The organism is Dyadobacter arcticus, assembly GCF_011762185.1.
Classification (GTDB): Bacteria; Bacteroidota; Bacteroidia; order Cytophagales; family Spirosomataceae; genus Dyadobacter; species Dyadobacter arcticus.
Map to the genome: position 1 here is coordinate 1187262 of NZ_JAASQJ010000002.1, position 12322 is coordinate 1199583.

Annotated in this window: 11 protein-coding genes and 1 pseudogene; 8 read left to right on the forward strand and 4 right to left on the reverse strand. The window is 43.7% G+C overall.

Annotated features, from left to right (window positions below):
* The first annotated feature begins 1 nt into the window (after position 1).
* The 7 genes and pseudogenes from FHS68_RS12810 to FHS68_RS12840 all read left to right on the forward strand — a co-directional run.
* Complete coding sequence (locus tag FHS68_RS12810; protein WP_167270557.1) at positions 2-1030, forward strand: TatD family hydrolase; 1029 nt, start codon at positions 2-4, stop codon at positions 1028-1030.
* 1 nt (position 1031) lies between these two features.
* Positions 1032-1901 (forward strand): UbiA-like protein EboC, encoded by an 870-nt coding sequence (gene eboC, locus FHS68_RS12815; protein ID WP_167270559.1) that lies wholly within the window; start codon positions 1032-1034, stop codon positions 1899-1901.
* A gap of 88 nt (positions 1902-1989) precedes the next feature.
* Positions 1990-3153, forward strand: coding sequence for a 3-dehydroquinate synthase (locus tag FHS68_RS12820; protein WP_167270561.1), 1164 nt, complete (start codon positions 1990-1992; stop codon positions 3151-3153).
* Entirely contained in the window at positions 3150-4352 is a 1203-nt protein-coding gene (gene eboE, locus FHS68_RS12825) for a metabolite traffic protein EboE (protein WP_167270563.1), read from the forward strand. Before FHS68_RS12820 ends, eboE begins: the two co-directional genes overlap by 4 nt.
* Positions 4345-5709, forward strand: coding sequence for an alkaline phosphatase family protein (locus tag FHS68_RS12830; RefSeq protein ID WP_167270565.1), 1365 nt, complete (start codon positions 4345-4347; stop codon positions 5707-5709). The genes eboE and FHS68_RS12830 overlap by 8 nt, the downstream gene beginning before the upstream one ends.
* A gap of 56 nt (positions 5710-5765) precedes the next feature.
* On the forward strand, positions 5766-6962 hold the full coding sequence (locus FHS68_RS12835; RefSeq protein ID WP_167270567.1) for a PQQ-dependent sugar dehydrogenase: 1197 nt from the start codon (positions 5766-5768) through the stop codon (positions 6960-6962).
* Positions 6963-7043: 81 nt separating this feature from the next.
* Positions 7044-8264, forward strand: a pseudogene (locus FHS68_RS12840) (saccharopine dehydrogenase family protein); the annotation flags it as partial.
* 19 nt (positions 8265-8283) lie between these two features.
* Here the strand turns inward: FHS68_RS12840 and folB are convergent.
* From folB to FHS68_RS12855, 3 genes are all read right to left on the reverse strand, one after another.
* A complete protein-coding gene (gene folB / locus FHS68_RS12845) occupies positions 8284-8634 on the reverse strand; it encodes a dihydroneopterin aldolase (protein WP_167270572.1) in 351 nt (116 codons plus the stop codon).
* A 5-nt stretch (positions 8635-8639) separates the two neighbouring features.
* The gene (locus tag FHS68_RS12850; RefSeq protein WP_167270574.1) at positions 8640-9644 is read right to left on the reverse strand and encodes a DivIVA domain-containing protein; all 1005 of its coding nucleotides are present in this window, start codon (positions 9642-9644) and stop codon (positions 8640-8642) included.
* Between the two features lie 102 nt (positions 9645-9746).
* Positions 9747-10649 carry a WD40 repeat domain-containing protein gene (locus FHS68_RS12855; RefSeq protein WP_167270576.1) on the reverse strand — a complete coding sequence of 301 codons (903 nt, stop codon included), beginning with the start codon at positions 10647-10649 and terminating at the stop codon, positions 9747-9749.
* A 59-nt stretch (positions 10650-10708) separates the two neighbouring features.
* Between FHS68_RS12855 and FHS68_RS12860 the strand changes: the two genes are divergently transcribed.
* Positions 10709-11338 (forward strand): 4'-phosphopantetheinyl transferase family protein, encoded by a 630-nt coding sequence (locus tag FHS68_RS12860; protein WP_167270578.1) that lies wholly within the window; start codon positions 10709-10711, stop codon positions 11336-11338.
* 2 nt (positions 11339-11340) lie between these two features.
* Here FHS68_RS12860 and FHS68_RS12865 read toward each other — a convergent pair whose 3' ends face one another.
* Positions 11341-12189 (reverse strand): transglutaminase-like domain-containing protein, encoded by an 849-nt coding sequence (locus FHS68_RS12865; RefSeq protein ID WP_167270580.1) that lies wholly within the window; start codon positions 12187-12189, stop codon positions 11341-11343.
* Positions 12190-12322 lie beyond the last annotated feature (133 nt).

The following is a 12322-nucleotide window of genomic DNA, read 5'->3' on the forward strand; positions in this document are numbered from 1 at the left end:
TATGTGCCTAAACCGTAACGAAACTGCCCCAAACCCTTCCCACTTTGAAGAAAGTGAAGAAGCCGTCGCCGCACCGGCGCACCGGGAAATTGCCTGGAACGATTACCGTGACCTGATCAAAGGAATGCGGTTCTTCGACCCGCATATCCATATGGTTTCCCGCACCACCGACGACTATCAGGCCATGCACCAGGCTGGCATTGTCGCGCTCATTGAACCTGCCTTTTGGCTCGGGCAGCCCCGGACGGGATTGTCCAGTTTCAAGGATTATTACAGCAGCCTGGTTGGCTGGGAGCGGTTTCGCTCTTCTCAGTTTGGCATCAAACATTACTGCACAATGGGACTTAATTCCCGTGAGGCCAATAATGAACCTCTGGCTGAACAGGTTATGGAAATCCTTCCATTATATATTTACAAAGAAGGGGTTGTAGGTGTTGGTGAAATCGGTTTTGACGATCAGACGCCAGCCGAGGAAAAATATTACCGGCTTCAACTGGAATTAGCAAAAGAAGCAAAGCTGCCTGTCCAGATACATACCCCGCACCGGGACAAAAAGAAAGGAACAGAACGCAGCATGGCCATTGCACTGGAACATGGATTGGATCCTTCCTGGGTAATTGTTGATCATAATAATGAAGAAACTGTGAAGAGTGTATTGGATCAGGGATTTTGGGCCGCGTTTACAATTTATCCGTTTACTAAAATGGGAAATGAGCGCATGGTGAAAGTAGTGGAACAATATGGCCCTGAGCGAATTATGGTTAACTCCGCAGCGGATTGGGGAATTTCGGATCCATTAGCAATCCCCAAGACGGCAGCATTGATGAAAATGCGCGGAATTTCGGCCGAGACCATTCGCCTCGTTACCTATCAAAACGCCATCGACGCCTTTGGAAAAAGCGGACAGATTGATGTAAGTGATTTCGAATCAGCATCTTCGATAGATCAGACGGAAAAATTCCACGGCAACAGTATTTTAAGAGGAGGCCAGCAGCCTGCACCTGCCAAAGACTCTTTGGTCATTCAATAACGTGAGCAGTTTGAAACCATATCTTCAGCTAACCCGCCCCGCTAATCTTGTCACTGCGGTGGCCGATATCCTTGCGGGAATGGCAATTGCACAATTTACATTTTCATCTTTTCAACCCATATTCCTGATCCTTTCAACAATTGGGTTGTACGGGGGAGGAGTCGTCATGAATGATGTTTTTGATGCAAAACTGGATAGCATTGAACGTCCCGAAAGACCAATACCTAGTGGAAAAGTAGCGCTGAAATCGGCAACAATGCTGGGCATCTCACTGCTTTTCTTTGGAATTTTAGCTGCGGCGCTTTTCAGTTTTCAAAGTGGTATGATCGCCATTATCATCGCCATGCTGACTGTTTTATACAACCGTTTTGCCAAGCATCACGTCTTTTTTGGCCCGCTAACCATGGGAATGTGTCGTGGTGGAAATTTGATTCTGGGTATGAGCGTCCTGCCCGAATCTTTTCAGAAATGGGGATTTATTGCTGTTTTACCTGTCGCCTACATCGGCGCGATAACCCTCATAAGTCAGGATGAAGTGCACGGAGGCAAAAAAAGGACGCTATATATTGCAGCATTGTTATATCTGATCGTTCTGGCTGCGCAATTGACTATTGCTCAGCGGGAAGGGAACATTTCTTTTACATTACCGTTTGTTCTTTTGCACGCATGGCTCATCGGGCGACCATTGTGGAATGCGATACAAAAACCAATTGGTCCCATGATTGGAAAAGCTGTGAAGGCCGGGGTCATTTCATTGATTGTGATGAATGCTTCCTGGTGTGTGGCTTTCGGATTATGGCCGCTTGCTCTGGCCGTTTTGGCGCTATTGCCTTTATCAATGGTTCTGGCAAAGGTTTTCGCGGTAACTTAGGGTATAATAGAAAATAGAATGAGGGGAAGATACCCGTATCTTAGTCTTTCATATAAATGCATTTTTAGCGTGTAGCATGTCGAGTTCAATGCAAACCATAAAACAAAGTTTCAAGGTGGAATACAGCTATTCTGTATTTTTTACCCAATATTTATTTGAACCATCCAATCCGCTGCTTGCAGATTTCTTCAAAACTTTTAATGAACAAGGTTTTCAGCGAAAAGCCTTGGTGGTCGTGGATGAAGGATTTTCTGCTCATCAGATTGATCTGGCTGATCAAATTCAGTCCTATTTTTCAACTTCAATACCAAATATTCAGCTCGCGCCCAATATCATTACGGTACCCGGAGGGGAAGCTTCCAAAAACGATCCTCAACTTTTTGACCTTTTGGTGCAAGCCATTGATGTTTATGGCATAGACAGACACTCATTTGTGATCGGCATCGGCGGTGGTGCGGTGCTGGACCTTGTGGGATATGCTGCGGCTGTTTCGCATCGCGGGATTAAGTTGATCCGAATCCCAACGACTGTTCTATCCCAAAACGACTCAGGAGTCGGCGTTAAGAACAGCATTAATTTCAATGGCAAAAAGAACTTCCTCGGCACATTTGCGCCTCCAATCGCTGTATTTAATGATCTCACTTTCCTGAAAACATTAGATGACCGTGACTGGCGCGGCGGCATTGCCGAGGCTATTAAAGTTGCATTGATTAAAGACAAAGGTTTTTTTGAGTGGATAGAAGAACGCGCCACTGCGCTTGCCAATCGGGACGAACCAGCAATGGCTTACCTCATCCATCGCTGCGCCGAAATGCACACCGATCATATTGCAGGTGGAGATCCATTTGAGTTTGGCTCATCCCGACCTCTGGATTTTGGGCATTGGGCTGCACACAAGCTCGAATATCTGACTGACTTCCAGGTTCGTCACGGAGAGGCGGTGGCTATTGGGATCGCATTGGATTGTGTGTATGCACAAAAGATCGGAAAATTGTCAGAGGCAGATCTGAACAGGATATTGGATGTGTTAAATAAGTTGGGTTTTGACCTTTACCATTCCAAACTGTCTGAAAATGATAAGGTTAACCTTCGGAATGGTCTGCAGGAATTTCGGGAACATTTGGGTGGACGACTTACCATTATGCTGCTTGAAAGAATAGGTTTGGGCGTTGAGGTTCACGAATTGGATCCAGATATCATTGCGGAATCGGTTGATTATCTTGAAAGTTTAAAAATTATTCATTCGATATGATCACACCGTACGGTCATCTTACCTATTGCAGCAACATTCACCCGGGCGAGAAGTGGGCGGATCATTTCAGATCATTGCAGGAAAACATCCCATACATTCGTCAGCAACTTGCTCCCGGACAGCCATTTGGACTTGGATTAAGGGTTGCAAACGAGGCTTCGATTGAATTAAGCAAACCTGAGATACTTCTTGAATTTAAAAGCTGGCTGGCCGAAAATGATGTTTATGTTTTCGTGATCAACGGCTTTCCATACGGCGGTTTTCATAATACTGTGGTTAAGGATGATGTGCATACGCCGGATTGGACTACTGAAGACAGGCTGGAATACACAATCCGGCTTTTTAATATTTTAGCTGAATTACTGCCGGAAGATATGCATGGCGGCGTTTCCACACCTCCTTTATCCTATCGTTTATGGTGGAAATCGGATAATGACATTTATCAGGCCACGCGCACAGCCACACAGCATGTGCTTCAATTGCTCGACAAATTGATCAGCATTGAAGAGGAAACGGGCAAACTGCTTCACCTGGATATTGAGCCGGAACCAGACGGTTTGCTCGATAATATCTCTGATTTCATCACGTGGTACAACGAAACTTTGATCCCGGAAGGAACGATATATCTTTCAGGTAAACATGGGTTTGAACCAGGACATGCAAGAGAAGTAATCCTCCGACACATTCAGCTTTGTTATGACATTTGTCATGCTGCCGTCGGCTATGAAGATCCGGAAGAGTTATTGGAAACATTAAATGCAAACGGGATCAAAGTTGGTCGCATTCAGGTTAGCTCTGCGCTGAAAGTTAATTTTTCCAATGAAAAAGAAATCAAGTTGAGAGCAATCGGGACATTTAATGAGCCGGTTTATCTGCATCAGGTGGTCGCCCGAAATGCGGACCATACATTGACCCACTATCCTGACCTGACAGAAGCGTTAGCTGATTGGGGCGAGGATCAGGAAGAATGGCGGGTGCATTTCCATGTTCCTTTATTTATTAATTCTTATGGCGTGCTGGAATCAACCCAGGGCGATATCGTCAAAACCCTCGCATTGCATTGCAAAACTCCTTTTTCATCATTCCTTGAAGTAGAAACTTATACCTGGGGAGTGCTTCCCGAAGATATGCAGAAACCCATCGGAGAGTCCATTGTAAGGGAAATCGAATGGGTGAAGAAAATTTTGAGTTATGAATAAAACAGTCGTTATCGACATTGTAGGATTAAGTGCCAACCTCATCGGCGGACATACTCCTTTCCTCTCCAATTATTTAAAAAACAAGTACTTAACTCCGATAAGGCCTGTTTTACCTGCCGTTACCACAACATCTCAAAGCACTTATATAACCGGAAAGTGGCCATCAGAGAATGGCATTGTCGGCAATGGCTGGTATGACCGTGATGATTCGGAAGTGAAGTTTTGGAAGCAGTCCAATAAATTGGTTAAGGGGGAAAAAATATGGGACGCGGCTAAGAAACTCGACCCCAAGTTTACCTGCTCAAAAATGTTCTGGTGGTATAATATGTACTCTACCGCTGACTTCTCCGTAACTCCCCGGCCCCAATACCATGCTGATGGCGTCAAAGCACCCGATTGTTACTCCTATCCACCGGAACTTCGGGATAAATTGCAGAAAGATCTCGGGCAATTTCCATTATTCAGTTTTTGGGGGCCTAATGCGAACATTAAGTCCACCAAATGGATTGCAGATGCTTCAATCTGGGTAGACGAAAGGCATGATCCTACCTTGACGTTAATTTACCTGCCTCATCTCGACTATTGTCTTCAAAAATTCGGCCCTGATTTTGCCAAAATCGATAAGGAGCTTAAAGAAATTGATGATATCGTTAAGGGATTGATCGAGTATTACGAAGCAAAAAATGCGAAGATCATTTTGCTTTCGGAATATGGTATCAATCCAGTCAATAACCCGATCCATATCAACCGAATTTTGAGAAATGAAGGGCTGATCTCAGTGAGAACTGAACGTTGGTATGAATTATTGGATGCAGGTATATGCAAAGCATTTGCCACCGCTGACCATCAGATAGCCCATATTTATCTGAATGAGCCGACAGTTAAGGAGCAGGTAATCAATGTTTTGAAGAAAACACCTGGCATTGATCTTATCCTTGACAGAGAAGCTCAAAAAGCTTATCACATTAATCACGAACGTTCGGGTGACATTGTGTTAGTTGCTAAGCCCGATAGCTGGTTTACGTATTATTACTGGCTCGACGACGCCAAAGCACCGGATTACGCGCATTTGGTAGACATTCACCGCAAGCCCGGCTATGATCCGGTGGAGATGTTTATGGACCCTAAAAATCCGCTTATCAAACTTCGCGCAGGTTATAAGCTGGCCCGCAAGCTATTGGGTTTCAGATACCTGATGGATGTGATCCCGCTGGATGCAACCTTGATCAAAGGCTCACACGGCAGTCCCAATGTGCCCCGAGAATATTATCCAATTTGCGTTACGGATTCTGCATTGGAAAAAAAGGAACTTGAAGCTGTTGATGTGTACGACGTCATCTGGAATCACCTGATTTAAAATCCTTTTCGAAACAAAAAAACTTTCAGGACGTTGTAAAAGAAAACTTCAACGTGATGAAAACAACTTCTCTTCCTATACTTTTCCCTTTGACACTGATTTTGCTGGCAATTGCCTGTTCGTCAAATGAAAAGAACACGCCACAGACGCCACAGGAACCAGAAAAAACATTGAGTGCGACCAATGCTTTTCCTGCACTCACATTCAACAGGCCAGTTGAAATTCAACAAGTTGCGGGAGATAGCACCCGGTTTTTTGTTGTCGAGCAAGAAGGCGTTATTAATGTTTTTAGCAATAATAAGTCAGTTGCAACAAGCCAGATTTTCCTGGATATCAAAAGTAAGGTTCAGGCTGGCGGCGAACGCGGCCTGCTGGGATTAGCCTTCCATCCCGATTTTAAAACCAACGGTTACTTTTTTGTCAATTACACAGCTGGCAGCCCTTTAAAAACGGTCATATCCCGTTTCAAGGCTGCCTCTTCGACTGGCAACCAGGCTGATCCGCAAAGCGAAGCCATTCTTTTCACATTCAATCAGCCTTATGATAATCACAATGGCGGTTCATTGCAATTTGGAAAAGATGGCTTGTTATACATTGCGACAGGAGATGGAGGCAGCGGAGGTGATCCGCAAAATAATGCCCAAAACCACAGAAGTCATCTTGGCAAAATATTGCGGGTTGACGTAAACAAAACAGACAAAGGGAATTACGGTATTCCGGCTGACAACCCATTTGTCGCTGCTTCTTCCGGTTTTTTGCCAGAAATCTATGCATACGGCCTTCGCAATCCATGGCGGATCAGTTTTGATACGGAAACTGGCCGATTGTTTGCAGGTGACGTTGGTCAGAATGTGCGTGAGGAAATTGACATTATTACCAAGGGAGGAAATTATGGGTGGCGGCTTAAAGAAGGCGTTGATTGTTACAACCCATCATCAGATTGTAATCCTGCGGGGTTGACTGAACCGATCCATGATTATAAACAGGATAACGGGGATCGGTCCATTACAGGCGGTTATGTATATCGCGGCACAGCAATTCCCTCTTTGTCAGGCAAATACATTTACGGCGATTATGTGAGCGGCCGGATTTGGGCGCTGGAAATGGATGGGGACAAGAAGAAAAGCAATGCAGTTATTCTGGAAAATCAAGGTAGTATATCTTCATTTGGGCAGGATACAAAAGGTGAAGTATATTTCCTGAATCACAGCGAAGGAAAAGTTATGAAGCTTGTTAACGGAAATTTAAATTGAAAAATTAACCCGTCATTCTATATTTGCGGGACAAACCTGGCAAGTTTTTAAAACTTACCAGGTTTTAAAAAAACCGTTAAATCGAATAAAATGTCCAAGGTTCTGATCATTGGTGCTGGTGGTGTTGGAAGTGTGGTAGCTCATAAATGCGCTTTAAATAATCATGTTTTTACCGATATCCTCTTGGCCAGTCGTACCAAGGCCAAATGTGATAAAATTGCTTCGGAAATATTAGAAATGCATGGTGTCAGCATTCAAACCGCCCAGGTTGATGCAGATATTGTCGCTGAAACGGTTCTTTTGATCAAACGCTTTCAGCCAAAAGTATTAATCAATGTTGCCTTGCCTTACCAGGACCTTACCATTATGGAGGCCTGTCTTGCTACCGGCGTACACTACCTCGACACTGCCAATTACGAACCAAAAGATGTTGCCAAGTTTGAATACAGCTGGCAATGGGCATATCAGCAAAGATTTAAAGATGCCGGGTTAATGGCAGTCCTCGGCTGCGGTTTTGATCCGGGAGTTACGCAAGTCTTCACTGCATTCGCGAACAAGCATCATTTTGATGAGATGCATTACCTCGATATTATCGATTGCAATGCGGGGGATCACGGAAAAGCATTTGCGACCAATTTTAATCCGGAAATTAACATCCGCGAAATCACGCAGCCGGGCCGTTACTGGGAAAATGGTGAATGGGTAGAAATCCCTGCCATGTCAATTCACAAACCGATTGAATATCCGGGCATTGGACCAAAAGAAAGCTATGTTCTTTATCACGAAGAACTCGAATCACTTGTCAAGAACTTTCCGACACTAAAACGTGCGCGCTTTTGGATGACTTTCGGACAAGCCTATATTACGCATCTGAATGTGCTTGAAAATGTGGGCATGACGAGCATTAAACCTATCAAATTCAATGGAATAGACATCGTACCGTTGGAATTTCTGAAAGCGGTACTTCCTGCTCCCGACTCTTTGGGTGAAAATTATTCGGGACAGACTTCCATTGGCTGCCAGATCAAAGGCACTGAAAATGGCGAAGAAAAAACATATTACGTTTGGAATAACTGCGATCACGCCGAATGTTATCGGGAAGTGAAAGCACAGGCCGTAAGTTATACCACCGGCGTACCTGCAATGATCGGTGCAATGCTGATGTTAACGAACGAAGAATGGATGAAGCCGGGCGTTTACAATGTGGAAGAACTAAATCCAGACCCATTTATGGAGTTGCTCAACCAGCACGGTCTGCCATGGAATGAGCGGATCAATATCAATCTCCCGCACGAATACTAAACTGCTCAGCTTGACATTCTTACCCTTCCATCGTAATCACCGCCCGGGTGCAGACGCCACCCACGGGCGGGTTAAATTTTGAAACTCTGACAGTGATATTGGCGACCAGGGGATAATGCTGTCTGATTTTTTCAATGACACTAAACCCAATGTGTTCCAACAGCTTAGCGCGCTCCTGCATTACCTTGGAAGCAATCTGATAAATAGTTTCGTAGTTAACGGTCTCGCTCAGCTTATCATTCTGCGCTGCTTCCAGGAAATCGGCTGTAATGGTGATGTCCAATGCATATTTATTGCCAATCCTTTGTTCTTCAGGATAATACCCGTGGTAAGCAAAAAATTCGAGTCCTTCGAGGCTGATCGTTCCCAATGCAATTAAATTTGATCAAAAAATGAACCGCCACCGCCTGTCTTTCTTGGCTGGTTTGTCTCTCGGGGACGGTTACCAGCTGTCGATGTCTCTCTGGCTTTTTCAGCGGTTTTGTGCATTTCGGCCAGTACTTCATTCATTTCATCGGCGGCCGATTTCACAGGTTCTTTAACCCGGTACTGGATTTTCTCTTCCACAGGCTCAGCAATTGGTTCAGGTTCTGGCTCCTCGACAGGCATTATTTCCTGCTCTTCAGGCTCTGCTTCTATCAGTATTTCCTCTTTCTCAATCAATTCATTCTGAGTATCCACTACTTCGAACAAAACCTCTGGCTTCTCGTCCTGCATCACCACATTGAAATCAGGAACTGGTATGTCTTCCTCCATTTCCTCCGCAACTTTGCCCTCAGACTGATATAGTGGTTTTTTAGGAATTTCAATTTCAGAAACATGCTGCTTAACCTCCTCCATTTTATTCAAAACGGATTCCTTATCATACTTCTGTTCGAAACGTTCAACGGTATCAATGGTGTTGTTCGCTAACGAGGAAAGCTGCACGATGAGGTTGTCCCGGAAGTTTTCAATCGCCTTGAAATCCCTTTCCTGCTTTTTAATTTCAGTTGCAAATTCCTCCTTATACAGCCTCAGCCGCTCTTCGGTCTGGTTGATCACCTGACTGGTCCTCGCTTCGGCTTCTGTTACCAGATCGTTGGCTGTAACCCGCGATTCTTCAATCGTTTTCTCAGCCATTTCGTGCGCCTCTTTCTCAATCAGTCTGCTTGTATCTTCAGCCGCTTTTAATGTGCGGAAGAGAGTAGATTCAATGTCTTTCAGCTTACTAAGTTCCTTTTCAGCATATTCAAGCTGCATTTTCAGCAGGCTATTCTCACTCGAAAACCGCTCCCATTCCTGCGACAATGAGTTCAGGAAAGCATCTACTTCGTCCGGGTCATAACCTCTGAAAATCTTTTCAAAAGTATGCTTGCGTATCTCAATAGCGGATATTTTCATAATGCTGAATGCTTTGTTACTTAGTTAAAAACAGTCGTGTAAGTTAAAGATATAAGAATCATTTTTCAAAGTATTTACCAATAATACCATATTATAAGTATGCTATTGAAACACTTCCCAAACGGAAATCATACGATCATCGCTGCACGAGATCAATTGATTTTCAAAGGTTGTCCAGAGGAGTTTATTGACCGAAGTTCCGTGTCCTGCGTGACGTGCCCGATCAATGATTTTCTTTAATTTAAAGGTACCTGCATCCCAAACTTTGATGGACTTATCCATACTGCAGGTGGCGAATAGCGTCTGGTCGGGACTAAATACGATGTCGTTGATCGCATATAAATGAGCCGGTATATCCGTTACGATTCCATAAGCATCATTCACATCCCAGATTTTCAGGTGGGCATCACGCCCTGTTGTGAAAAGATAGTTACCGTCCGGTGAATACTTAACGGAAAAGACGGAATTTGAATGCGATTGAATTGTCTTTTTTAATTTGAACCCATCCATATCAAAGACATGCACATTGGAATTGCTATCCCCGGTAGCAAATTCATTGGTGGCGGGATTGAATGCAATGCTGCGGACACTTTTATCTGAAACTTTAATGTGTTTCTGAACAGCGAAGGACACAATGTCAACTACCACAATCACGCCATCTCCCAAAGCCAAAAATGCTTTTTCGCCACTAATTTGAATGTCGAAAATAGCTGCCGTGGTCAGTTTAGAGGTTTTTTCAATTTTATTATTAACAGTATCGAGCACCTGTATTCCTTCATAGTTCTGCCCGATCCAAAGCGCGTTGTCCCTTTTGTCCAGGGCCAATGCGTACACAGAAGCTCCCGCTTTTGCGACCAGTTTGCCCAGGTCCGGCTTATTCAGGTCCCATTGAATCACATAACCATCGCCACCAGCTGAATAAAAACCATGCGTAGTTTGATCAGAAATAATTGTGTAAACACTGTCCCGATGACCTGAAAAAGTGTCTACTTTGCGAATATCCATCGGATTGAGTTGGTGACGGGAATAAGTAGTCAAAAATAGAAATTGTAAACAGAATTCTTATGCCGCTCGTTCATTCCGAAATGATTGAGGAGACTTGCACGCTTCTGTTATGGAAATTGTCGGAACCCGAAACTGAACTCAGGGAATGGCTTGGCAGTGCATATATTTCGGAAGAGCTGAACGCTATATCGCACCCTCAAAAAGTAAGGGAATGGCTTGCCAGCCGGCTGCTTATTAAAACCCTCGCCGAGCAATTTGGCATTGCTTACGTAGGGCTTCACAAGGACGAACATGGGAAGGCGTTCCTGATCGACAACGATTCGCACATATCCATTACCCACACCTTCGAGTTTGTCGCAGTAGCATTGAATCCCTTCGCAGCAGTAGGTATAGATATGGAGAAATGTGATGAAAAGCTTCAAAGAACGGCCACTAAATATTTATCATCAGGTGAAATTGCACATGCAGAAAATGAGATAACAAGATTATGCATGTACTGGTCTGCAAAGGAAGCGCTGTATAAATTGTATGGTAAGAAAGGAATAAGCTTTAGAGATTCGATCAGAATATTGCCGTTTCTCCAATCTGCCGAAATCCTCGAAGGGACATTAACCGACAATACGCGTTTGGTAAATTCTAAAATTCACGTCAGGTGGTTCGATCAACATTGCCTGGCTATCTCCTTATAAACTCAGTGATCATCCTGGTCGTCAATGGTCGATTTAAGGATTTTCTCAATTTCCTTGATCTTGTCCTGCTCGCTTGTTTTTTCATAAGACAAAATAAGGTTGCGTAACACTCTTTGGATGATTTCGAGGTTGGTGCACGGCTGATAGAATATGTCCTTTGATTTAATGTTCAGCTGAGCAATGTAGTGATCAATATCCGTTTTAGAAAAGATAATTCCGCGGTTAAAAACATTGATGTAAAACTGCGTTTTGTCATTTTTATAGGTCAAAACAAAGAGATTTGGCAGGTTCACCCCATAAACAGGCATTCCCAGCTTCCTCGCAATCAACAGATAAATCACGCATAAGGTGATTGGGTTACCTCGTTTGCTTTCAAGGACCACATTGATCATGGAATTGGAGGGAGAATGAAAATTTTTGGTATTGGCCGCAAAATTCATGGTCCCGAAGAAAATGCTGTTAATGCGCTTCACCTGATCCACAGGATTCATTTCTTCCTGAAACTGGATCCAGATATCATAAAAAAGCTGCTCAATATTGGTTTTTAGTTTTTCTATGGACAAGTCGGGATAATGATAAGTAGCAATGATCCATAAACCTTCCAGTAAGTCAAGCCCACCGCCATTTTTCCAGGATTGCAATCGCTCGATCATGATGCTCAGCTGCAATTCATGGATCAATTCTTCAATTTTCCGCTGAACAATTGAGTTAAAGCTTTCTTCCCATTCTGTCTCAAGAAAAGGAATCACATTTCCTCCCAGCGACAAGATTTTCCCTTCCACATGCTGGCTTACTTCATGATCTTCGTCATCAAGCAAGGATATCAGCGCTTTGATTTCTCTTTGGTCCATTTTCCTCAAATCTGCATTTAACTACCAACGGATAAATAAAAACATTTTTTTTATATGGACGTCAAATTTTCTACTTTTGACCGTAAAAAATGCGGAATCAGACCATTGATTTTCATTGTATCTCTGCCCAAAA